The following is a 24,371-nucleotide window of genomic DNA, read 5'->3' as shown; positions in this document are numbered from 1 at the left end:
CGTGCGCTCCTCAGGCGTGCAGCTTGATCGGAATGAATTCGTTTTTCTGCGTACCGGCAATGCGCGCCGCCCATGGGTCGGGCAGGCCTTGCAGGGAAAACAGCAACCGCTGGTACAACGCCTGGCGGCTGGCGGCATCGGCCACCACTTTGGCCTTGATCACATCCAGGCCGACGCGGGCGATGTAGTGCACGGTGCGGTCCAGGTAATAGGCTTCCTCGCGGTACAGCTGCAAAAATGCCCCGCTGTATTCCTTCACTTCCTCGGCGGTTTTCACCTTGCACAGAAACTGCGCCACCTCGGTCTTGATGCCGCCGTTGCCGCCGACATACAGCTCCCAGCCGGAATCCACCGCAATCACCCCCACGTCCTTGATGCCGGCTTCGGCACAGTTGCGCGGGCAGCCGGACACCGCCAGCTTCACCTTGTGCGGCGACCACATATTGGCCAGCATGGTTTCCAGATCAATGCCCATCTGGGTGCTGTTCTGGGTGCCGAAGCGGCAGAACTCGCTGCCGACGCAGGTTTTCACCGTGCGGATGGATTTGCCGTAGGCGTGGCCGGACTGCATGCCCAGGTCTTGCCACACGTTGACCAGGTCTTCCTTCTTCACCCCCAAGAGGTCGATGCGCTGGCCACCGGTGACTTTCACCATTGGCACCTGGTATTTGTCGGCCACGTCGGCAATGCGGCGCAGCTCGCTGGCGGTGGTGACGCCGCCCTTCATCTGCGGAATCACCGAGAACGTGCCGTCTTTCTGGATATTGGCGTGCACCCGCTCGTTGACGAAGCGGCTTTGCGGATCATCCACCGCCTCGTGCGGCCAGCTGGACAGCAGGTAGTAGTTGATGGCCGGGCGGCAGGTGGCACAGCCATTGGGGGTGCGCCATTCCAGAAAGTGGAACACCTCGGCATGGGTCAGCAGGTGCTGTTCGCGGATGGCCTTGCGTACTTCGCCATGGCTGCGTTCGGTACAGCCGCACACGGCTTTGGTCTTGGGGGTTTCCTGAAAATCAGTGCCCACCACGCTCATCAGGATCTGTTCCACCAGCCCGGAGCAGGAACCGCAGGAGCTGGCGGCCTTGGTGTGCTTTTTCACCTCGTCCAGCGTGAACAGGCCCTTGTCCTTGATGGTCTTGACGATGGTTCCCTTGCACACGCCGTTGCAGCCGCACACTTCGTCGCTGTCCTGCATGCAGGCGGCCTTGCTCTGGCCCTGCACCCCGGCGTCGCCAATGGCGGATTCGCCAAACATCAGCGTGTCGCGCAGGTCGGCTACCGAGCGGCCCTCGCGCAGCAGCTTGAAATACCAGGCACCATCGGCGGTATCGCCATACAGGCAGACCCCGGCCAGCTTGTCGTCCTTGATCACCAGTTTCTTGTAGACACCGCCAGCCGGGTCGGACAGCACGATATCCTCCATGCCCTGCCCACCCATGAAGTCGCCGGCGGAGAACAGATCAATCCCGGTCACTTTCAGCTTGGTGGACAGCACCGAGCCCTGATAGCGGCCGATTCCCAGCTGGGCCAGATGGTTGGCGCACACCTTGGCCTGCTCGAACAGCGGGGCCACCAGGCCATAGGCCACGCCACGGTGGCTGACACATTCGCCCACGGCATACACGCGCGGGTCGTAGGTTTGCAGCGCATCGCTCACCACGATGCCGCGCTCGCAATGCAGGCCGCAGGATTCGGCCAGCGCGGTATTGGGGCGGATGCCCACCGCCATCACCACCAGTTGCGCGTCCAGCTGTTCGCCATCGCTGAAGCGCACCCCGGCCACCCCGCCCTGGCCGTCATCCAGAATGGCGGCGGTCTGCTTGCCCAGCAAAAAATCGATGCCTCGTTCTTCCAGCGCCCGGCGCAGCAGGTCGCCGGCCACATCGTCCAGCTGGCGGTCCAGCAGCCAGTCGCCCAGATGCACCACGGTCACGTCCATGCCACGCAGCTTGAGGCCATTGGCGGCTTCCAGCCCCAGCAGGCCACCGCCGATCACCACTGCCTGGCGCTTGGTCTTGGCGGCATCCATCATCAACTCGGTATCGCGGATGTCGCGGTAGCTGATGACACCATCCAGCGTCTTGCCCGGCACCGGCAGCATGAAGGGCGTGGAGCCGGTGGCCAGCAGCAGGCGGTCGTAGGCGGCCTCGGTGCCGTCCTCGGCAATCACCTTGCGCCTTACCCGGTCGATGGTGGCCACGTTCTTGCCCATGTGCAGGGTGATGCCGTGCTCGGCATACCACGCCACGCTGTTGAGAATGATGTCCTTGAAGTCTTGCTCCCCGGCCAGCACCGGCGACAGCAGGATGCGGTTGTAGTTGGGGTGCGGCTCGGCACCGAATACGGTGATGTCGTACATCTCCGGTGCCAGGCCCAGCAACTCTTCCACGGTGCGGATGCCGGCCATGCCGTTACCCACCACCACCAGCTTTTGCCGGGTCTTGCCCTGCAGTTCTGCCATATCCATCGTGCTCTCCTTCGCTTCTTATACGCGGGCCGCGGCGACGGTCCAGCCACTGCGCCAGCGTTGTTTCACGCCGGCCAGGCTGAGCCAGGCCAGGCCACACAAGCAGGCAAACAGCCACAAGCCAGCCGCATAGCCACCAGTGGCCTGCTTGATCGCCCCCAGGCTGGCGGCCAGTGCAAAGCCCCCCACCCCGCCGGCCATGCCCACCAGGCCGGTCAGCACGCCGATTTCCTTGCCAAAGCGTTGCGGCACCAGCTGGAACACCGCGCCGTTGCCGGCCCCCAGGCACAGCATGGCCAGGATGAACAACACCAGCGCCGCAGACGGGCCACCCACATTGAAACCGGCCGCGCCAATCAGCAGTGCACAGCACAGGTAAACCGCCAGCAGCGAGCGGGTACCGCCCAGACGGTCGGCCAGCATGCCACCCAGCGGCCGCATCACCGAACCGGCAAACACGCAGGCCGCGGTATACAGGCCAGCCGTTTTGGCATCAAAAGCGAATTGGTCGTGGAAATAGCCCGGCAGCGCGCTGGCAAAACCGGAGAAGCCGCCAAAGGTCATGGCGTAGAAGAACATGAACCACCAGGCGTCCTTTTCCTTCAGCACGGCCAGATAGTCGGCCAGCTTCTTGGCCGGCGGCGCATTCGGTGCGTCCTTGGCACAGACAGCAAAAATGGCCAACGCAGCCAGCAGCGGAATGCAGGCCAGGCCGAACACGTTCTGCCAGCCGTAAACCACCGCCAGCGCGGGGGCAAACAAGGCTGCCAGCACGGTGCCGGAATTACCCGCCCCGGCAATGCCCATGGCCGTGCCCTGGTGCTGCGGCGGATACCAGCGCGAGGCCAGCGGCAGCGATACCGCAAACGAGGCCCCGGCCACACCGAGGAACAGGCCCAGCAGCAGCGCACCGCCCAGGCTGGCAATGCCGATCTGCCAGGCCGCCAGCAAGGCGGCAATCACGATCAGCTGGCCGATGATGCCGGCAGCGCGTGCGCCGATGCGGTCCACCAGCACGCCCATCAGCAAGCGCAGGATGGCCCCGGCCAGAATCGGCGTGGCCACCATCAGGCCGCGCTGCTGGGTGGACAGATGCAGGGCAGTGGCAATGGGCACCTGCAGGGGCCCCAGCAGATACCACACCATGAAACTGAGGTCGAAATACAAAAAGGCTGAAAACAGGGTCGGCTTGTGTCCGGCTTGCCAGAAAGTGCGGTCCATGTAGTGCTCCTGTCGGGGAAGCGTGCTTCCCGCCAAATGGCCAAAACAAAAACGGCGTCCTCCCTGATGGTGAAATCAGGAGAGGACGCCGTTGTCCGGGTCGGCAGTGGCCGCCGTTGGCCGCTGTCGCGATGTCTGGTGCAGGCGGCACGCCATTGCGCCGCTGCGAGCTAATCAATGCAAAGAGCGTGCCAGCAGCAAAATGCCGGTATATAGCTGTTTCACGTCGCCTGCGGCCTTATGCTGCACTGCATTAGTGCGTGAAATGCTGCAGCGCACCGACACTGGGCGCAGCATCCGCCAGCGCTGGCCAGTGGCAGCCATCCATCAGCACACTGTGGCGCTCGCCGGCTGCAGGCAGCGGCAGACCGCAAGCCCGCGCCGCCTGCTGGTACAGCGCGGTCTGGTTGACGGCGGCCACCACGCCCTGCTCGGCCTCGCCCTGCCACATGCCCCAGCGCCGGTATTGCCGCAGGAACCACAGCCCGTCCGACAGATAGGGATAGTTGACCCGGCCCTCATCACAAAAGCGCAGCTGGCCTGCAGTGGCGGTTTCCCAATGCTGCAGGATCAGCTCGGCCGGCATGGCCAGACAATCATCCTCCGCCAGCCAGGCGGCCGTCTGCGCATGGTTTTCCGGCTGGTCCAGCCAGTGGCTGGCCAGCAACAACGCCTGCACCAGTCGCCCGGCCAGCTCGGGCTGTTGCTGCACCAGCTCACGGCGGCAGGCCAATACTTTCTCCGGATGATCCGGCCAGATGGCGGCGCTGTCGGCCACCAGGCTGGCCACACCCTGCTGCTGTGCCAGGGCGTGCCAGGGCTGGCCGGCGCAAAAGCCGTCCAGCAGGCCGCCCTGCGTCGCGTCACTCATCTGGGCCGGGGGAATCACCACGCAGCGGGCCTCACGCAACGGATGCACGCCTTGCGCCGCCAGCCAGTAATACAGCCACATGGCGTGGGTGCCGGTAGGAAAGGTGTGCGCCAGCGTCAGCGGGCGGCCCAGCTGCTGGCTGATCTCGGTCAGGCTGACACCCTCGCGGTATTGCTGCGCCAGCGCCGGGGCCAGACTGATGCCCTGCCCGTTCTGGTTCAGCGTCATCAGGATGGCCATCTCGCATTGCGGACTGCCCATGCCCAGTTGCATGCCGTAGACCAAGCCATACAAGGCATGGGCGGCATCCAGTTGTCCATTCATCAGCTTGTCGCGCACGGCAGACCAGGACGGCTGGCGCTGCAGGCAGAACTGCAGGCCCAGCTCCCGGTCCAGCCCCAGCTTGCGGGCCACCACCAGTGCCGCACAGTCGGTGAGTGCAACAAAGCCCAGATTCAGCGTGTGTAGGGATGCAGGAGCAGTCATCAAAGGCTTTCAGCCCAGCAGCTTGCTGGAATTGATCAGTTGTCGGGACAGCTCCACCAGACGCAGGCCGCTTTGCATGGCCTGGCTGCGCAGCAGCGCATAGGCTTGCGCTTCGGTGAGCTGGCGGCGCTCCATCAGGATGCCCTTGGCGCGCTCGATCAGCTTGCGGTCGGCCAGCTGTTCTTCCACCTCGGCCAGGCGCTTTTTCAGCCGAGCGTCTTCTTCAAATTTCACCCGCGCCATATCGATGATGGGAGCCAGCCGGCTGGCTGCCACCTGGTCCACCACATAGGCGGTGACCCCGGCGCTGACTGCGGCCTGAATGGTAGACAGCCCGCCCTGCTCGGCAAACATCACCACCGGGCGTGGCGCGGCATGGCCCATCAGCGCCAGTTGTTCCAAGGTGTCACGCGAGGGGGATTCGGTATCGATGATGATGATGTCGGGGGCCTGGCTGTCCACCAGCTGCAGCAGCTCGGCCGCACCCTGGGCCTGGACGATCACCAGATAGCCGGCCGCCGTCAGCGCGGCATGCAGCTGCGCCATCGGGCGGTCGGTATCGTTGACCAGCAACAGTCGTAATGGAGAGGAAGCAGTCATGGCAGCGTCAGGAAGTCGTTGATACCGACTCGCAATAATCGTGCCTGTAACCATGTTTTAAGACAAACAAGACCGGCCAATGCCAGACCGCGTAATACGAGGCCAGCCAGCCAAGCCTCCCGCCGGTTGGGCAAGTGCAAGCGGGGTAAGCGCGAGCATCAGTACAAATGCGCAGAGACTGCGCATGGACAAGCACCGTGTATTGGGATCGATCCGCAGGCAGTCATGTACTGCAGCTACTGCGGGTACCGGCCGCCGCCTGACTCCAGACGCAAAACAGGGCGGTCAAGCCGCCCTGTCTGCCATACACGCCTGGTGGTTTACCACCACCAGAACATGAAGCCCCAGGCCGCATCCACCAGCGCCATGCCTGCCAGCAGGCAAGCCAGTGCCGGCAGCATGCGCCAGCCGGCCTGCCATTGCCGTACGATGCCCGCCGCCAGCCACAACGACCAGACATTGGCCAGCAGCAGCAGGCCCAGGCGCAGGTCATTGGCCCAACCGGTGGCAATGCCCTCGGCCTTGAGCAGGGTCACCGTCAGCGCCGACAAGCCCAGAAACACGCCGATACCGGCCAAGGGAATCAGGCTTTGTGCCAGATGATGCAGGCGCTGGCTGCGCCACGTGCCGGCCAGACGCACCGCACAGGACAAGGCCAGCAGCAGGCCGCTGCCGATCACCAGCGCGGTACCCAGCATGTAGGCGATGATGGCCATGCCATCCAGCCAGGAAAACACGTCGTTGTGATCCGGGTAATGCGTGAGCAGCCACCACGGCGCATCGGTATCCAGCGGCCACATGATGTCGTGGTCCACCAGCCATTCCGCCGCCGCCTGTTTCATGTCGACAAACCAGGGGCTGGCCGTCCAGTGAAAGCCCCCCATGGCAATGCCCAGCAAGCCGTAGACAATCAGCAAGGTCTGCCACACCGTGGCTTCCTTGGCCGCCACCTTCACCACCTCTTCTGCCGGTGAGCGCAGGCCCAGGCTGATGGCATCGCGGTGACCGCTGCAACGGCCGCACATATGACAGCCACTGCCGCCCTGCATGTGGCGCAAGGGCTGCAGCGGTGCGCAGTCTACCGCCTGAATACGAATGACGGACTGGCGGGTGGATTCCAGCCAGCGCTGTTCATCCACCTTGTAATGCATGGGGGCCAGCTTGGACAGCAGGGAAAACACGCCGTTGACCGGGCACAGATGGCGGCACCAGGCGCGCTTGCCACGGGTATACACCAGGCCGATGGCAATGGCGGCCACGGTGGAACCGCCCAGCACCAGCAGCGCCGCCTTGGGATACTGGTAAACACTCACCAGCTGGCCGTACAAGGTGGTAAGGGCAAAAGCGACAAAGGGCCAGCCGTCCCAGCGCATCCAGCGTGGAATCGGTCGGCCCAGGCCCTTCTTGGCCGCCCATTCGCTGAGCGCCCCTTCCGGACACAGCACGCCGCACCACAGCCGGCCAAACAGCACCATGGACAGCAGCACGAAAGGCCACCAGATACCCCAGAACACAAACTGGGCAAAGATGGTGAGATTGTTGACGATGCGCGCGCTGTCACCCGGCAGCGGCAGCCAGGCCGGAATCAGCAGCAGCGCCGCATACACCAGCACCACCAACCACTGCAGCAGGCGCAGGGTGCCGGCATGGTCGCGCAGCCAGTTGCCCACCACGGCCAGGCGGCCATGGCCGGCTGCCGCGTGGCTGCCGCAACCGCCAGTCAGCGGGCGCGCCAGTTCGGGCCGACGCCGGTGATCAGCAAACGGTTTCATGCGGCCTGACGACGCTTGCGCCAGAAGAACAGGCCAAACACGCCTGCCCAGAATGAGAGATAAGCCAGCAGGCTCATCAAGGCCGGATGGGCACGGTAACCAGTGAGCGAAGCCACCACGCCACCAGCGGGCGTCATGTCATCCAGCAGGGCCGAGCTGTCCCACAGCGGGTCGATCAGCGCCGGCAGGATTTCCATGGAAATCAGCTTTTCCACCGCAGCCAGGAACAGCGAGGCACCCAGCAGCAGCAGCATGATTTCGGTCAAACGGAAAAACAGCCGCCACGACAGCACCTTGCCACCCAGCTGCAACACATAGAAGGTGAGGAAGGCCAGCCCCAGCCCCAACAGTGCCGCGCCGCTCATGTTCAGCAGGGTCTGACCGTCGGCACTGCCCAGCATGCCATACAGAAACACCACGGTTTCGCTGCCTTCACGCGCCACGGCAATGGCCACCAGCGTGGTGACGCCCCACCAGTTGGCCGAACTGGCATTGTCGGCCAGGCCGGATTCCAGCTCTTTCTTCAGCGTGCGGCCATGCTCGCGCATCCACAGCACCATTTGCACGATCAGGCCGGAAGCCATGAACTCCATGACAGTCTGGAACACGTCTTGCGAACCGGCCATCAGCGTACTGGCAGAAAACAGCGCCACCGCCAGCAAAATGGCTAGCGCAATACCCAGGGCCACGCCACCCCACAAATAGGGTTTACCGGCCTTGCCCTGCGGGTTCTGGTTCATCCAGGCATTAAGAATGCCCACCACCAGCAAGGCTTCCACGCTTTCGCGCCAGACAATGAACAGTACCTGACCCATCTTTACCTTCTTCCTGCGCGTGTCACTTACTTGGCAACAATCACACCCTGTGCGGTTGCCATGTGGAAATCATCAAAGAACTTGTACTCGCCCGCCGCCAGCGGCAGGATCACCACCGAAGAAGTCCCCCCCGGTGCCAAGACCTTTTCCTTGCGCAGCTGGGTGCTTTCGAACTCAGCCGGCGTCTTGCCGGTATTGCTCACTTCCAGGCGGAATTTGGTATTGACCGGCACCTGTAGCCGCGCCGGCTTGAGTACGCCATCCTTCAGCTCCAGCTTGTAGGTAGGCATGTCGTCAGCCAGCGCCGACATCGACAGCAGTGCTGCCGCCAGAAACATCGCAACTTTCATGTGCAACCCCTGAATGGAAAACAGCGCTTGCTCAAATCAGGCAGCGCTGTTTCTTATCATACTCCAACGGGAATGGTTTGCGTTTAGATTCGCATTACACTTTGCCGTCGGGCGCTGCGACTTAGTAGCCGCCCTTCTTGCCAATGCCGGCATAGGTGAATTCGTAGTTCACCTCGAAAGACTTGTACCACGGGCCAACGCCGGTTTCCTTGTCCACATGGCGGCCAAAGTGAGCGTGCGGGTTTTCCGACGGCGGCAGAATGGTCAGCTTCAGCTTGTACTTGCCGGGGCCTTGCAGCTTCACATTGTCGCCATAGTGCGGGCCATCGTTGGCCACCATCGGCATCATGTCGCCCTTGATGCTGCCCTTGCCGCCCACCTTGGTCAGTTCGTACTTGACCATCAGGTAGGGCATCCACGCCCCTTCTTCAAAACCGTTGGGATTGTTCTTCACTGCGTGGATGTCGGCTTCCAGATGCACGTCGGACTCTTCCGCCTTGCGCATCATGCCTTCCGGTTCCATCTTGGTCGGCTGCAGGTAAACCGCGCCGATTTCCATGCCATTCTTGATGGCGGGCTTGCCAATTGGATATTCCTTGGCCGCCGCTACGGCACTCAGAGTCAAGGCGGCAGAAGCCAGCAATACGGTGCTGATGGTAGAACGCATGAGATACCCTTTTATTTGAGCAGCATGACCACAGACAGGATGCGGAATGGCTGCAAGAGAATGATAATTTTTCGCATTCTATATGCAAATCATTCTCTTTTGCAATTGGGTTCTATGTAAAAACTGCAGACCACCGACACCAGCAAGACAGCCATAGCAGGACTGAGCACTCCTCCACCATGGCAGGAAAAGCAGCGATGAAGGGCGTGCTCAATCCACCGTGATTTTTGCGCACGGACGACACGCAAGCACAGATAGTGACAAATAGCCGGGGTGTTGCCAGCTACCATTCACAACGGCGACAAGGCTACCGCAACTGACGTTAATGCATGGAAAGCGGTTAGCTGGAACGAGGGATCAATCGGACTGCGGTTTACTGCTTGAAACACACCAGCATGGATGATGACTAGGCTGCCAATAATGTAGCGAAATGCCCGGATCGGACGCAAAAAAGCCCGCAAAAGCGGGCTTTTTTTGAATCTGGCGGAGAGGGGGACCGCTTGAATATCATCCAACACGACTCAAAGATAGCCATTTAACCTAGTAAAATCATAACACTACGAGAATATAAAGTCTTTTAGTGTCCAACGACATCTCGTAGCAGCGCGAATAAATGGCATACTAACTGGCATACCACATCTGCAGGAACTGCTCATGGCCGTCCTTACTGATACCAAAGCGCGCGCAATCAAACCCGGTGACAAAAACCTCCCTCATGGCGGAGTTACAGGGCTGACCCTCCACCCGTCTGAGACCAAGGGACGAGGGAAGTGGGTTTTCCGCTACGTCAGCCCGACTACCCACAAACGCCGCAACAAAGGACTTGGCCCCTACCCCGAGGTCGGCATTGCGGAAGCTGGCAAAGTTGCTCAGGAGTTACGCGTGCTGCTTGCCCAAGGCGTAGACCCACTTGCGGCAGAAGAACCACTGCCGCAAGTACAGCCCACACCAACATTCCACGAAGCCGCTGAACTTTTACATGGTGATCTCAAGCCTGGCTGGAAAAATGCCAAACACGCCGTGCAATGGATAAGCACGCTGGAAAAATTTGCATTTCCAACTATTGGTTCCATGCCGCTCAACACAATTGAGCCACGCCATATCGCTGACGTTTTACGTCCTATCTGGCTCGAAAAAGCGGAAACTGCAAGCCGCGTAAAGCAGCGTCTCCATGCTGTTATGGCCTGGGGATGGGCTCATGGTCATAACCAGGCCAATCCAGTGGATGTCGTCGTACACCTGCTTCCACAGCAACCAGGTAAATCTGTTCGCACTCAGCGCCAGCCCGCCATGCCTTGGCAAGATCTTCCCCAGTTTTATGTCGATCATTTCAAGGCACGAAAAACCTATGACATCACACGCTCTACCCTTCTGTTCCTGATTCTGACCGCAGCACGCTCGGGCGAAGTGCGCGGGATGACCTGGAGTGAAGTCGACCTGAAAGCTAAGGTCTGGGTCATTCCTCCAGATCGCATGAAAGCAAAAGTTCAGCACCGCGTTCCATTGAGTGATGTCGCCATTGAAATTCTTCGTCGCCAGATGGGACTACATCGAGAACTGGTCTTTCCCTCACCTCGAGATGCAGTTGTCTTGTCAGACATGGTTCTCACGGCATACCTGCGGCGCGTACGCGCTATCAGTGATGTGGAGGGGCGGGTTGCAACCGCTCACGGATTTCGTTCGAGCTTCCGCGACTGGTGCAGTGAGAACGGCTTTGCGCGGGATCTGGCAGAACGCGCACTAGCACATACCGTGGAAAACAAAGTCGAAGCAGCCTATCACCGTACTGACCTGCTTGAGCAGCGACGCCCCATGATGGACGCATGGGCCTCATTCATCACAGGAAGATAACTTCGCAACACTCAGCCACATGGTGGCTCATAAAGGCAGAACATAAGTTTCAATTAAAAAACAATAACATAGATAATAAATTAGGAAAAACACTGTGGCAAAAGCAAAAAAATTGGTTGTGTGACTTTCAAACCAACAAAGTGCAGAGTATTGTAAAAAAGCCAGCTTAACTGGTGATTTTTACTTTAACCAAACAGGAGTAAGCATGGATCTCACAGCTACAAGCGAGCTTTTAACGCCGGACATCACCTATGTTTGCAACACATTCGCCGACTCAATGGAAGGTAGGCGGCAAGCGGTCCAAGCCGTAGAAACAGATTCCGGGCCTACCGCATCGGAAGCAGTAAAGGAAATTTTCAATCAAGTTCTAAATCACATCCAAAAAGCAAAAAAAGTTCTAGAACCTATTGTTAGTTTTATAAAAAACCGCCAGCAGGCCGTAAATCTCTGTTCTCGCATTTCGTTGAGTGTGAAGCGTATTGGTACGCACCGTGCTCAGCGCAGTACCCGTCGTAGCTCTACCAAGCGTGCAAAACCATCAGGTTCATCCGACTCCGACGGAGGCCCCGCTGCGTCAGACACATCTGATCGACGTATCGTCTACCGTACCTCTCTTCCGCATTACCTCAGCTTTTCCAGTAACACCGCAGTAAACTCCTCTAGTAAATCAATAGCACACTCCAGCAATGGCTATTTATGCCATGCTATTTCCACGCTTCTCATCTGGCTTTATTACTTAGCCTTAATACCATTTCAAATCGACATATCAACCTCGTCACGCATGGGGGTGAGTCATGTCTAATCAAAATTCCCCAGTACAAATTCTGCGAATAAAAGATGTAATTGCAGTAACAGGATTAAGTCGATCCTCGATATATAACAAAATTAGCCCAAAGAGCATCTATTACGACAAATCATTTCCAAAATCATTCAAGCTTGGAGAAAGAGCAATTGGCTGGTTAGAAGGCGATATTGAACAATGGATTTTAGAAACATCGAAATGTTTTCATACAGTGGAGAACGTGAATGGAAACTAATTATTACCCCCCATACGAGTTCAAAATCGACATTAAAGAACTTGTCAAAAATTATACAATGGGAGAAAAATCATTTCCATTCGAATCTCTACCCCTCATATCTGAAAATACAGTTGACGAAGCACATCAGAACACAGGCATCAGTAAAGGGTTACTTGCTCACATAATTCTGGCAGCAATGTGCACTTCGGCCCAAGGGCTTTATGACGTCAGCCCGACACCTGGCTTTATAAGACCCATAACTCTATCCATCATCGGAATAGGAGAATCCGGAATAGGGAAAACTACGGCCGTTGAAATACTATTCAAGTCAATTTTTGAATATGAACAAAAATTGGATGATAAATATAAAAATGAACTTGAAGAATACAATGCAGATCTAGTCATCTGGGATGCCATAAGCAAAGACTTAATAGGAGAAATTACTAAAACTGCCGATGAAAAAATTAGCAACCAAATAAAAGAACACCAAAAAAATAAACCAAAACTACCAAGGAAAAAATCCATCGCAGCCAGTGACTACTCCAACGCTGGACTTATCAAGGAACTTAATAACAACCCCAAAACATTTACGCTAATATCAGCGGAGGCTGCCGAAATACTTAACAGCAAAGAATTCAAAAACCCAACACTACTACTAAAAGGATGGGGAAGTGAAAGTATTAGAAAAATACGACACAACACCGAGAACGTCAATCTTAACGAATATCGACTCTCCCTTACAGCACTGACAAACAAAGCGCAATTTGATCAATTCAGATCGGGAAATGGAAAAAACGCAAAGGAAATAGGATTTGATGCAAGAACCCTATTCATGGAAATTACAGAGAAGAAAAAACCATCATCAACAGCAGAGTACAAAGAAGAGAAATTAAATATCTTTTACTCATTCACAAATAAGCTCCTTGATAAAACATTTGATGGCAATAACAGTACTTCAGAAAGAGAGTGCTTGAATTTCTCAAAAAAAGCTTCTGAGCGTTGGCATCAAATTATAGAGGACGTAAATCGTGCATGTGAACCAGGTGGTTACTTTGAACACCACCATGAATACGCCGCAAAGTGGCCTGACAATGTCGCCAGGATTGCTGCGCTTCTTCACATATTTGATCAGTCAACTGGGGAGATATGCCTAAGCACATTAAATAGGGCTGAGAAAATTTGCAGTTGGTTCGCTGATGAATTTCTTGGAATATTTTCGACAAACCCCATCAGCACCCCCTTAGAGCAATATGCTGAAAATTTAATAAATTTCATCTTGTCCGAATGTAGAAATTTGAATAAAAATTGCATTCCATTCAATCGAATTCTTCAATACGGACGAGGCATTTCAAGAGACAAAACTGAAAGAAATAAGGCCACGGACTATTTAATACAACAAGGAAGACTTCGCAAATTCATGTATGGGAAAACCATGTACATAGAACCAATCATCTTACCGTAAAGTACTTTAAACCGTAGCAACTACGAAAAGTATACCCTGCTATTCTTGCTATTCCTGCTATTTGTAGCAGGAATAGCAAGAATAGCAGGGTTGTAACAATCAACAAAACACCGTCAAGGCAATAGAACAAGCACTGATTGAGGGTTAGCAACACTTCACCAAACCAAAAAGGAATTTACCGTGCAATACATGAAAGGTCCACATCACAAAGGCAACGTAAATAACACCCAGCAAAATAAAATTTCAATTAACACCACCCCGTACACAATGCCTTTCAACAATTCAGCAGGTATGTTCCCAACAACAATGAACATGAACATGGCAAACAATCAATACTGGGGAAATTTCACACCACAGATAACAAATTACTTCAAACCAAATAACATCAACTTACCATTAAATCCATCATTCACAGAAAGCACTTGGAAGAACAACACTTTCACACCCAACAACATCCACAACAGCGTCCAACCCGAATTGAGTCACGATACTGAGCAAAACATCATACATCAACGCCCCCACCCGACCCCCTCTATTGATAGCTTCTCAATTTACGCCAGGGATACTCATTTAGTCGAAAAAACACCTGCAAACGACAAACCAACAATTATCATTCCTATTAATAATCAAATTTACCACGATCTAAAGTATTTACGAAAAATCGCAAAACAACTTAGCAGAGAAAATGGATATTTTTTTCAAATAGATGAATTTAAAAACAGGGCTAAATTCATTGGCTGTGAAAAGTATAAATTAGCTTATAACGCACTATCAAACCGTATTGATTTACAAGCCATTAAAGAAAAGATGCCATACATGCAACTACACCCGATGCTTACTCTTTTACGTGAAACACTTTGCAATGAAGAATGGGTTGGATGCCATCCTAATCAGACCATGTCAAATGGCGAACTAGCAGCAACTCACTTTGACCGATGGCTTGACAAGTTTCGTACTTTCCTAAGAAAGCCGGCGAACGAAGAGAAAATTGCAGAATGGGAATATGAACCCAACAAGCAATACAATGATACCGTAGCAAAATTCAATTTAATGCTCAAAAACACAGATCATACACCGACCATATCCAGGTTTGATCTCAGCACTACCAACCAACCTTTTAATACAAATGATCTACGCCTCCTGTCCGACTCGTTAGATGATTTACTAAAAGCCATTCGTAACAAGAAGCTGCCTGCAACTATTCATGGCCTCATTTGGCACCTTCAATATCTAGAACGGAAAGGGTTTTATTATCACTGCATGATCTTCTATACCGGCACAGATAACGAAACAGAAAGTGAAATTCTTGAAGAAGTAGTGGAGCATTGGAAATACACCATCCTAAGAGGAAAGGGAACAGTGACTAATTGCGAAGAGGAATTATCACATTATCGAAAAATGGGAATAGGAACTCATGATTTTCCAAATCAACAAGAATACGATCAGTTTTGCAATAATGTATTGCCGATGTACAGCCTCATTGACCAGGACTTTCGACTGTGCGTCCCCGATGTATTGTTAGAAACAAATAACATCAAAAGACACAAATTACAAACAGTTGGATCATGGTTAAAATATTAAAACAATACAATCTCACCAAGGAATAAGTATGTACATACTCAATTGAATAATTTATAGCAATTTCAAAAAAGAGTTCAACCAATGAAAGGAAAATAACACTACATTAAACACATCCTCATCACAAGAACAATGTGGTATACATTTATTATTACTTGCAGTATTTATATATAACTTAGTTATAAATATCATTCATAACTTAATGATTAGGAAGTAACAAACCAATCCAAGGGTGTAAGCGATGAATAAGTCCACAATCAATAGAGACAATTACACTCTGTCACCAGGAGCACAGGAAGAGCTAATCTTAAGCAGAATCAACCACCCTCTTCTACAGCAACACACTGGTCCTACTATTGCCAGCCACATTCTGGCATACCGTAGAACAATTGAACTCGCTGAATGGCTTTTTAAAGCAGACTTACCCATTCTTGCCATTAGTAACAAAGGAAAGTCGTTAGCTACTGTCACAACCACTAACCCTGACGATATAGACTATGCTAGCAGGCTGATCAGCACACCTAGGTCACACTACTTTACCAATGCATTTCCTGACGTTTTTATTCACCCTTTTGTGGAGTTAATTACTACTAAGCTTGACGCGCTTGAATGCCGCTCTATGGAGCTTGGCAGGGTACTTGCTGATGGTAAAGTCGTTGCTGAGCAACTCAATCAAGCAATTGCAGAGTATCAACGTGAAGCATCGGCTCCTAGCATTCAAAAACAGGTTGCTGTATGGCGTGCAATGCAAAGCGATCATTACGCAACAGCAAAGCGTTTTATTCAGTCCTGTGAGCCAGCAGGCTATCCACGCGTACTTGTTGTTCGTGTCGATTTATCTTTGAAGGAGCCGTATCAAAAGACCAGTAGCATTTTTACATTCCATCAGGCTGTGCATGCTTTATGGAAGAATCATCGCCATAAGCCAAATATCTTTCAACACTGCTTAGGGTGGGTATGGTCAATCGAATACGCGGAAGAATGTAACTACCATGCACACTGCGTTTTTATCTTCGATGGCAACAAGGTCCAGAATGATTGCTACTATGCCGATCAGATCGGTCAATACTGGATCAAGACGATTACGCATGGGAAAGGTAGCTATTACAACTGCAATCGGGACAAGGCCAAATATCAGTATTGTGGATTAGGCAGGATAGATCTTAGAAGCTCACAGAAACGCCGCTACTTGCTTGAGCGTGTTTTACCCTACCTAGCCAAAGAAGACACTCAGATCGCAGCTGCAATAGCCCTAGATGGGGCTGCAATGGGGCTTACAGCACAAAATATCAGGACATTTGGCTGCTCAGCCCAATTGAAACACAAATTAATTCGTTAAATGGTTAGTTTTCTTGACTTAATGGATAGCGCCTGCTGAAATGCAGAGCATACTTACCATGGAGACAAAAATGAATCTGTCTGAACTGAGCTTTGCTGAACTGCAAGACCTGCATACTAAAATTGCTACTGCTATCGAGCAGCAACAAGCTGCTGAAAAAGCAGATGCCAAGAAACAGATCTTGGAGCTGGTAAAGCTTCATGGCCTGAGCCTGGATGACGTACTGAGCAAGGCCACTGCTAGTGTGCGCAAACCAGTAGAAGCCAAGTACAAGAACCCGAATGATGAGTCCCAGACCTGGACTGGCCGTGGCCGTAAGCCGGTATGGGTACAATCCCTGTTGGATGAAGGTTTTAGCCTGGAAGATCTGGCAATCTGATCGTACTGAATACCAGTAAAAAAGCGCTCCATAAGGTAGCGCTTTTTTATTTCATGGTGCCTATCTTATGTAGACCATACAGGCCAAGGAGCCCGCCATGTTTACGTTCATCAAACGGTTAATCACACGAAACCAAGACACAAGCCGTTCACATCTGACATCATCGTAGACGACTCAACGTGCTGACAGATAATCGTCATGGTCTAGTGGTCAATGTGCGCGCCAGCACCGCTGATAGCTATGCTAAACGGGATGTGGCGACCACCATGCTGGCTGATGTTTGCCGACCGGATGCCCGCGTAACTGTCGGGGCTGACAAAAACCACGACACACGTGGCTTCGTCAGCACATGCCGGAAGATGAAGGTGACGCCGCATGTGGCGTGTAATACACGGCGAACGGGAGGCAGCACGATTGATGGTCGTACTACGCGCTGAGCCAGTGACGACGCAAATGCATCGAACAGTGTTTCGGCTGGGGAAAGACGATCGGCCCGATCCGTCAGGTGATAGTGTGAGGTTTGGCCAAGGTGGATCAGTTGCTGACGCTGACGATGGCGGCCTACAACCTGACGCGGCTGCGCTCATTGGCAGCATTGCGTCCGCAGGTGGCATGAGGGGGTAAATATTGGGGAAATCCCCCCTGAAGCACCATGCATGACAGATCTTGGGTTGAATGACAGGCAAACCCCAAGGCGGCGTCATGAGCACGTAAAGGCAGGCATAAGCTCGTCTGCTGGGTATTTCAACAGCCTGCTAGGAAAGGAGGGGGCAATTCACAGGATATTTACAGCCATAATGTAAAAGGAGAGAACAGCCTATGTAGGCCGCCCCCTCCCCCCAGATTACTACAGAGTTAGAAACGGTTTTGGTAAATGAGATTCACCGCAGTGCCATTAGACAAGGCAGAACGTAAATCCAGTCGAACATTCTCTCCCTTATCGAGACGGTAGCTCAAACCACTATTAACACTGAGCTGATGCTGCTTGACGCCTGGGGTACTGACAGAGAATGGCGTCACTTCAGTATTGACCGTAGCACTGATGGTATGGTTAGACTGCTCGAAACTTGTCCAACGTACACCAGCATCGTAGTCAAAACGATCACTGAGCTTACCGCTACCAGCTAGATCAAAGATCAAGCCATTACCACGCTGTGTCTGACTGTTAATATGTAATGCATCTGTCACTGACTGCGCGTTGCTTTCATTAAAGCCATCAACACTGGTCCGGTAACTTGTAGCCTCAAGGGAGGAACGCACGCGAATCCCAGAGAATTCTGTTAAGTAACCCATACCTATACCGGCAAAAGCGCCTTGAGATGCGACTCCATCAGCCTTAGCCACCCCAAGATTGGTAGTACGGGTCATATCATTGTTTTGATAAACGACACCAGTACGACCAAAGAGATAAAGTCCATCAAACACTGAAGGCAAGTGATGGGCCATGGCCAGAGTTACCGCAACACCATTGGCCTTACCACTCAGGTAGTTGCTACTGGTTGAGTAGTCACCCACGCTGGCACTAATACTGCCCACGGTGCCAGAAGAGAATTCGCGGCTATAGCCTAAACGGATGCCCTGCGTCGACAAGCTGTATTTAGCATACTGCTGACCGAGAGAGGTACTCTGCGTGTCATAGTAAGCTGCAGCCGAGCCACCCAAACTCCCCTTACTGATGTCATCAAGCAGGCTAGGAGCAGAGTCAAACATAGCGCCTCGCACTTGATCAGACAGGACTGCATAGGCTTCAGGGGAGAAGCGAGCAAACACATCATTGGTGTTTCCATTCGAATCAGCATCGGCCAACCGATCGAGCAGATATCCGCCATAGAACTGCTTAACACCACCCGTTGAATTAACATTTAGAGCACTCAGAATTGCAGATTCGTTATCAGTCTTGGCTACGCGTTGCAAGAAACTAGAATACCCGTTCGCGCCCATACCGATTGCGGTGCCAGTAGCAATGTTATAAATCACCTCATTAGTTAAGCCTGAAGTAACTGAACTAAACTGGCCACTGACTTTGCCATCGCCGAAAGAGAAAATATGCAGCTTTTCATCTTGTGCCAGCTCATCCCCTGATAGTTTGGTAATGGCTAAGGTCGCTCCGCTCTGAATAGCCAGCTTGCCACCCACTTGCACTTGATCATAATCCGTACCCGCAACACGCGAACCGGCAACACCTTCTACTTGCATCAGAGAAACTGATCCACTACCAAGTGTCACATCCCCACTAAGTGTGAGCAAGCCTGGAGAATTACCTGGGCTCAGCACAGAACCACTGGCAAACAGTACTCTACCTGAAAGCGAACCATTACCAGAAAGTGTACCGTTAGTAATAGTGGTAGAGTCAGCAATGACGACACCCGCTGTGCCTCCATTATTAAGCGCCTGCCCATTCCCCAGATGCAAAGTGGCAGATCCGCTGCTTGAGCCATTAACTGTTATGGTAGTGGCATTCAGCTTCCCCAAGACATCGGCAGTACTGTTATTGGTCAGTGTCAGACCATTCGTTGTCATAGTGCCGCGGCTCTGCACTTCTAACAAAGAGTTAGCAGACAGATTAGTATTGGTTGCGTTGACAGTGCCATTTACAACCAAACCGCCATGATTCTGAAGATTAATATTTGGGTAGTTGAGTGTGTCACCACTATTTACAGTCGCAGTCGCACCGATGTTTCCAGCATTATTACCGATCGAGAGAATACTATTGGGGTCAGTCGAATCGAGGTGATTGTTAACCGTAAAGCTTCCGCTACGAATATCCAAAGTACCAGAACCAGTCACCGTACCAGTGAATTCGCCACCATTCTGAACAATCAGCCGATTACCATTCTCTAAATCAATAGCACCTGCCCCACCCAATGCAGCAATGGACTGATCGCCGTTAAGCAATTGTAGGGTGCCAGTTGTCGTGATATTTCCTACAGTACTGCTATTCACCTGTACATCCATAGTGTTAGCAAGGATATTCGCCGTTGCCAAACTTACAATGCCTGCATTGATAACCAGCTTATTACCCAAGTTGACCGCACCAGCATTGCCACTCAAGGTCAGCGTACCTTCCCCCTCCTTTATGAATGAGCCGGCTCCGTCAATCTGACCGGCATAAGTCGAGTTGCCGGATTGGACCAAGGTCAGTGAAGTAGTGCTACCGCTTGTTCCGGCAGTAATGTGAGCGTTGGTTGAGCTGCCACCAAGACCGGTAGTACTCAGTTGCTGCTCGCCGGTAACATTCACCGTGCCATTATTCGTTACCGTACCAGCTGCGGAGAGATCTGCTTGTAGATTGGTCACCCCACCTACATTGTTTTGCAATGTGGCGACTGTCTGATTGGTGTTGACATCATAGGTACCGGCATTGCTGACTGCGCCTACCGTATCCACGGTATTGGCCTTGAATGTGGCACCACTGAGAATGGTCAACGCACCGGTATCAGCCAAGGTGCCGCCACCAGCAGTATCAATCGTACCTGCGCTGACAGTAGTGCCTCCTGTATTGGTGTTTGCACCCGTCAAGGTCAGCACTCCGGTGCCAGTTTTGTTCAGCGAACCATCACCAGTAAAGGTACCAGCATAGGTAGAGTTGCCACTTTGGTTGATCGTCAGCACATCACTGGCGCTATCCAAATTGACTACGCCTATATTCGAGCCAGCAAACCCCACTGCATTGATGCGATGCTCGCCGGTAACATTCACCGTGCCATTATTCGTTACCGTACCAGCTGCGGAGAGATCTGCTTGTAGATTGGTCACCCCACCTACATTGTTTTGCAATGTGGCGACTGTCTGATTGGTGTTGACATCATAGGTACCGGCATTGCTGACTGCGCCTACCGTATCCACGGTATTGGCCTTGAATGTGGCACCACTGAGAATGGTCAACGCACCGGTATCAGCCAAGGTGCCGCCACCAGCAGTATCAATCGTACCTGCGCTGACAGTAGTGCCTCCTGTATTGGTGTTTGCACCCGTCAAGGTCAGCACTCCGGTGCCAGTTTTGTTCAGCGAACCATCACCAGTAAAGGTACCAGCATAGGTAGAGTTGCCACTTTGGTTGATCGTCAGCACATCACTGGCGCTATCCAAATTGACTACGCCTATATTCGAGCCAGCAAACCCCACTGCATTGATGCGATGCTCGCCGGTAACATTCACCGTGCCATTATTCGTTACCGTACCAGCTGCGGAGAGATCTGCTTGTAGATTGGTCACCCCACCTACATTGTTTTGCAATGTGGCGACTGTCTGATTGGTGTTGACATCATAGGTACCGGCATTGCTGACTGCGCCTACCGTATCCACGGTATTGGCCTTGAATGTGGCACCACTGAGAATGGTCAACGCACCGGTATCAGCCAAGGTGCCGCCACCAGCAGTATCAATCGTACCTGCGCTGACAGTAGTGCCTCCTGTATTGGTGTTTGCACCCGTCAAGGTCAGCACTCCGGTGCCAGTTTTGTTCAGCGAACCATCACCAGTAAAGGTACCAGCATAGGTAGAATCACCCGATAGAGCGACGGTTAGCTCGCTAGTAGATGAGGTGCCGCCAGTCTCGTTGGTGATTTGGAATGTGCCATTACCGGTAAGAGATTGTGTCGCAATCTTTTGCGTACCGACAACACCCCAGCTCCCCGTGTTTACAACACTTGCTGCGCTGATATTGGCATTATCAGTAACTTGTAGATCACTCGCAGAGTTTGTTAGGAAACCCTGAGACCAAGTTCCTGCATTATTCACAACACCAGTAGCGTTAATTGTCCCAGTATTGGTGAAATTGCCTGACACATTATTGGTAACTGTCGTAGTGCTCAAGTTACCTGCAAGCACCATGGTGCCGCTATTATTAATACCACTAGTCGAGGTTAACGTCGTTCCGGCTTTTGTCAGCAAAATGCCACCATTATCAACATTAACCGTAGTAACGTTCTCACTGCCTTGCAACTGCAGCTCACCACCACTATGCACCGTCGCATAACCGCCATTGCTATTAAACAGACGACCGGTTATCGCCCCATCGCTGGTGGAAACGATTCCAGCATTTACAGCAATACCAGTAAGTGCATTCTGTCCTGTCAGGTAGAGAGTGCCGCTGTAGCCAGCGGAGCCAACATTCAAAGCACCATTTGTAATATTCCCGCGCATATAAGCGGCATCGCCAACAGTTTGGCCATCAACAACCTGCTGGCTATCATATACAACCACATTGCCGGTATTCCCCTGCAAATTGATGGCATTCATCCAGGACACAGAGCCCAAGCCGTATTCAGAACCAAAGACTAGTGTGGAGTTGGTCGTCAGATAGTTAGATCCCCACAATAACGTCTGACCACTGCTGGCTGAATTAGAAGTTCGACCAAAATTTACTACTAGACCATCTGTGCTATCTGCAGCAAAACCACCTGCACCATTCCAGGCAATCTGCCCCGGCACGCTAGTGCCGGCAAGCCGTGTCACTGCCCCAGTCAACAACAGCACGCCCGCATTTGAGTGTGGCTGCAAACTACCAATCGCGCCTTGCCCTGCAAAAAGGATGCTGCTATCTTTGTTAATCCCAATATCAAGCTGGGTTTCCAGCGTTGCACCGGTAATAATAGTCTTGCCTGTGTAGGTGTTCTGTGCCGCAAATTGAATCAAACCGCCACCAGCAATTGTCACATTCGCGCCATTGCCGGATGCCCAAGAAGCGCTATTGATGCTCGCCGTGCTATCATCGGCAATGCCATCTTCAATCCGGATGGTATTGCCAGCACCTGGAGCCAGTGTCACATTTGCTCCGCGCATGATAAAGATATCAGCCCCGGCAGCCTGACCGGCTGTGCCGCCATTATTGCTGGAACCAGCCTGTACCGTGTTGTTACGGAATAAAGCATTGCCGGTAATCGTCAAGGAGCCGCCGGTGGATGTAGTCGCATCATAACCTACAAAAATGGCACCGCCATAGCCAGACCCGCCGCCACCGCCTTGGGTGCCACTGGATCCTACACCACCACCAAACCCGCCTGCACCACCTATGCCATTCACTCCGGTCGCACCATCAACACCGGATTCAGAGCGTCCCCCAGTCGCCCCCAAACCACCGGAGCCGCCGCCGGCCCCGAAGCCGCCTGCGCCACCCGCGCCACCCGCGCCACCCGCGCCACCGATTCCACCGCCGCCATCATAAGCAGCATTACCACCAGTACCGCCATTTCCGCCAGCACCGCCACCGTAAAAGGAACTACCATTGCCTCCTTTGCCGCCAGTTGCGCCGGCCCCGCCATTACCGAAAGCACCCGCTTCGTAAGCTTGTATGGAGAGGGCTGTATTATAGAGGCTTTGAGCCGCAGCCGAAGCACTTGCTGCTGTTGCATCGGAGCCGCTTGCCGTTGCTAAAGCTGTAAATTGAGCTGCGAGTGGTGACGTAAAAGGGTTTGCAGCAGCAGCAGCCGCAAGTGCAGTATAAGCAGCAGTATCTGCAGTAGTCAGGCCTGCTTTAATACCATTGTAGATAGCCAAAGCAGCATTGATGATATAGGTAGTCGTTGACGTTGCCCCATCCGATCCATCTCCGCCTTTACCGCCACTCCCACCCACGCTGGCAATTGCATTAAGTCCGGCAGCCCCCGCATGACCAGGACCACCATTACCATTACTGTAGCTGGCGTAACTAGAATCAGCATTCGCCCCATTCGAACCATTTAGGAAGCTAAGCGAAGTATTGCTGATATTGTTTAACGTACCTCCAATCGTACCGATGCCGCCTGCACCACCTTGCACGGTATTACCTGTAAATTGAACGTTGTTCAATGTCAGTGATGAGCCAGTGTTTACATACAGTACACCGCCCAAACCGGCGCCGCCGCCGCTACCCGTTCCGCCTACAGTTTTATAGTTGGTGAATGTTACCGGGCTTGATGAGGAAGACGTAGGGTTCTGACCGCAGGAGGCTGCAGACACACCGACCATGCAACCTGTCCCGCCATTTCCATTGAGGACAGTGGAATTAGCAAAATAAGTGTCTAAGTCGACGGCTATCGGCGCATCCGCCCATACACTATTGGAAATCAAGAAAGCAGAAGCGATAACACCAGCCACCTTACTGCTCTTTTTGCAATGGTTTTTTGCTATTTCGGAAACAACAACCCAGCAACCGCTAGTTGAATTCCAGACCACTCTAAACACATGATTTAAAGATGCTTTTCGCATAATATTTCCATAAATAAATTTGGATAAAGTTAACTTACACCCATGCTTGTGAGTGGCGGACGCTATACCAGACGAATGCAAAACGGATGAAAACAACGATTTATGCAACAATACCCATCGGCGCTGATAATAGTGGGTTTTACAAGAAAAGCAGCTCACCGGAGATCGATGTAGCTTACACAGATACATAGACCTGCAACTTTGCAAAAGCAGAAAAATACTTTGAATTTTTGCCAAGACGCTTTATGCAGAGCCGATAAAAATAGGGGTGGGCGGTTTCAAGGGCCAAGTGCAACACGAACCAAT

At 53.0% G+C, this 24,371-nt stretch carries 15 protein-coding genes and 2 pseudogenes; 8 read left to right on the top strand and 9 right to left on the bottom strand.

Features of this window, described 5'->3' with window-relative positions; all coding sequences use genetic code 11:
- Positions 1-79: 79 nt before the first annotated feature.
- The 8 genes and pseudogenes from nirB to FAZ30_RS12205 form a co-directional block, all read right to left on the bottom strand.
- A pseudogene (gene nirB / locus FAZ30_RS12240) lies at positions 80-2,461 on the bottom strand (nitrite reductase large subunit NirB); the annotation flags it as partial.
- Positions 2,462-2,485: 24 nt separating this feature from the next.
- Positions 2,486-3,688, bottom strand: a complete 1,203-nt coding sequence (locus FAZ30_RS12235; protein ID WP_124645528.1) for a nitrate/nitrite transporter — start codon at positions 3,686-3,688, stop codon at positions 2,486-2,488.
- 253 nt (positions 3,689-3,941) lie between these two features.
- Positions 3,942-5,045, bottom strand: coding sequence for a CmpA/NrtA family ABC transporter substrate-binding protein (locus FAZ30_RS12230; RefSeq protein WP_124645529.1), 1,104 nt, complete (start codon positions 5,043-5,045; stop codon positions 3,942-3,944).
- A 9-nt stretch (positions 5,046-5,054) separates the two neighbouring features.
- Positions 5,055-5,645 carry an ANTAR domain-containing response regulator gene (locus FAZ30_RS12225; protein WP_124645530.1) on the bottom strand — a complete coding sequence of 197 codons (591 nt, stop codon included), beginning with the start codon at positions 5,643-5,645 and terminating at the stop codon, positions 5,055-5,057.
- A gap of 320 nt (positions 5,646-5,965) precedes the next feature.
- A complete protein-coding gene (locus FAZ30_RS12220; RefSeq protein WP_124645531.1) occupies positions 5,966-7,417 on the bottom strand; it encodes a 4Fe-4S binding protein in 1,452 nt (483 codons plus the stop codon).
- Positions 7,414-8,232, bottom strand: coding sequence for an FTR1 family iron permease (locus tag FAZ30_RS12215; protein WP_124645532.1), 819 nt, complete (start codon positions 8,230-8,232; stop codon positions 7,414-7,416). The genes FAZ30_RS12220 and FAZ30_RS12215 overlap by 4 nt, the downstream gene beginning before the upstream one ends.
- Before the next feature lie 26 nt (positions 8,233-8,258).
- Positions 8,259-8,582, bottom strand: coding sequence for a cupredoxin domain-containing protein (locus FAZ30_RS12210; protein WP_137009520.1), 324 nt, complete (start codon positions 8,580-8,582; stop codon positions 8,259-8,261).
- Positions 8,583-8,703: 121 nt separating this feature from the next.
- Entirely contained in the window at positions 8,704-9,249 is a 546-nt protein-coding gene (locus FAZ30_RS12205) for an iron transporter (RefSeq protein WP_124645534.1), read from the bottom strand.
- Between the two features lie 654 nt (positions 9,250-9,903).
- Here FAZ30_RS12205 and FAZ30_RS12200 point away from each other — a divergent pair.
- From FAZ30_RS12200 to FAZ30_RS12165, 8 genes and pseudogenes are all read left to right on the top strand, one after another.
- A complete protein-coding gene (locus FAZ30_RS12200; protein ID WP_137009519.1) occupies positions 9,904-11,100 on the top strand; it encodes a tyrosine-type recombinase/integrase in 1,197 nt (398 codons plus the stop codon).
- Positions 11,101-11,305: 205 nt separating this feature from the next.
- Positions 11,306-11,902 (top strand): hypothetical protein, encoded by a 597-nt coding sequence (locus tag FAZ30_RS12195; protein WP_137009518.1) that lies wholly within the window; start codon positions 11,306-11,308, stop codon positions 11,900-11,902.
- Positions 11,895-12,137, top strand: coding sequence for an AlpA family transcriptional regulator (locus FAZ30_RS12190; protein WP_137009517.1), 243 nt, complete (start codon positions 11,895-11,897; stop codon positions 12,135-12,137). The genes FAZ30_RS12195 and FAZ30_RS12190 overlap by 8 nt, the downstream gene beginning before the upstream one ends.
- Positions 12,127-13,581 carry a DUF3987 domain-containing protein gene (locus tag FAZ30_RS12185; RefSeq protein WP_137009516.1) on the top strand — a complete coding sequence of 485 codons (1,455 nt, stop codon included), beginning with the start codon at positions 12,127-12,129 and terminating at the stop codon, positions 13,579-13,581. The genes FAZ30_RS12190 and FAZ30_RS12185 overlap by 11 nt, the downstream gene beginning before the upstream one ends.
- Positions 13,582-13,761: 180 nt before the next feature.
- A complete protein-coding gene (locus FAZ30_RS12180) occupies positions 13,762-15,162 on the top strand; it encodes a hypothetical protein (protein WP_137009515.1) in 1,401 nt (466 codons plus the stop codon).
- Positions 15,163-15,400: 238 nt separating this feature from the next.
- Positions 15,401-16,498 carry a YagK/YfjJ domain-containing protein gene (locus FAZ30_RS12175; protein WP_137009514.1) on the top strand — a complete coding sequence of 366 codons (1,098 nt, stop codon included), beginning with the start codon at positions 15,401-15,403 and terminating at the stop codon, positions 16,496-16,498.
- Between the two features lie 70 nt (positions 16,499-16,568).
- Positions 16,569-16,877 carry an H-NS histone family protein gene (locus FAZ30_RS12170; protein WP_137009513.1) on the top strand — a complete coding sequence of 103 codons (309 nt, stop codon included), beginning with the start codon at positions 16,569-16,571 and terminating at the stop codon, positions 16,875-16,877.
- A 176-nt stretch (positions 16,878-17,053) separates the two neighbouring features.
- Positions 17,054-17,493 (top strand): annotated as a pseudogene (locus FAZ30_RS12165) (transposase); the annotation flags it as partial.
- 239 nt (positions 17,494-17,732) lie between these two features.
- Here the strand turns inward: FAZ30_RS12165 and FAZ30_RS12160 are convergent.
- A complete protein-coding gene (locus FAZ30_RS12160) occupies positions 17,733-24,161 on the bottom strand; it encodes an autotransporter-associated beta strand repeat-containing protein (protein ID WP_168190834.1) in 6,429 nt (2,142 codons plus the stop codon).
- Between the last annotated feature and the right edge of the window lie 210 nt (positions 24,162-24,371).

Source organism: Aquitalea aquatilis (assembly GCF_005155025.1).
Lineage (GTDB): Bacteria > Pseudomonadota > Gammaproteobacteria > Burkholderiales > Chromobacteriaceae > Aquitalea > Aquitalea aquatilis.
The sequence above is the reverse complement of the archived record's forward strand: the minus strand, read 5'-3'. Positions and strand labels throughout refer to the sequence as shown.

Bases quoted from the DNA above. Each gene is read 5' to 3' on its own strand.
- FAZ30_RS12170 (WP_137009513.1), top strand. From the start codon at position 16,569: ATGAATCTGTCTGAACTGAGCTTTGCTGAACTGCAAGACCTGCATACT.
- FAZ30_RS12230 (WP_124645529.1), bottom strand. From the start codon at position 5,045: ATGACTGCTCCTGCATCCCTACACACGCTGAATCTGGGCTTTGTTGCA.
- FAZ30_RS12190 (WP_137009517.1), top strand. From the start codon at position 11,895: ATGTCTAATCAAAATTCCCCAGTACAAATTCTGCGAATAAAAGATGTA.
- FAZ30_RS12225 (WP_124645530.1), bottom strand. From the start codon at position 5,645: ATGACTGCTTCCTCTCCATTACGACTGTTGCTGGTCAACGATACCGAC.
- FAZ30_RS12235 (WP_124645528.1), bottom strand. From the start codon at position 3,688: ATGGACCGCACTTTCTGGCAAGCCGGACACAAGCCGACCCTGTTTTCA.
- FAZ30_RS12200 (WP_137009519.1), top strand. From the start codon at position 9,904: ATGGCCGTCCTTACTGATACCAAAGCGCGCGCAATCAAACCCGGTGAC.
- FAZ30_RS12210 (WP_137009520.1), bottom strand. From the start codon at position 8,582: ATGAAAGTTGCGATGTTTCTGGCGGCAGCACTGCTGTCGATGTCGGCG.
- FAZ30_RS12185 (WP_137009516.1), top strand. From the start codon at position 12,127: ATGGAAACTAATTATTACCCCCCATACGAGTTCAAAATCGACATTAAA.
- FAZ30_RS12205 (WP_124645534.1), bottom strand. From the start codon at position 9,249: ATGCGTTCTACCATCAGCACCGTATTGCTGGCTTCTGCCGCCTTGACT.
- FAZ30_RS12215 (WP_124645532.1), bottom strand. From the start codon at position 8,232: ATGGGTCAGGTACTGTTCATTGTCTGGCGCGAAAGCGTGGAAGCCTTG.
- FAZ30_RS12195 (WP_137009518.1), top strand. From the start codon at position 11,306: ATGGATCTCACAGCTACAAGCGAGCTTTTAACGCCGGACATCACCTAT.
- FAZ30_RS12175 (WP_137009514.1), top strand. From the start codon at position 15,401: ATGAATAAGTCCACAATCAATAGAGACAATTACACTCTGTCACCAGGA.
- FAZ30_RS12220 (WP_124645531.1), bottom strand. From the start codon at position 7,417: ATGAAACCGTTTGCTGATCACCGGCGTCGGCCCGAACTGGCGCGCCCG.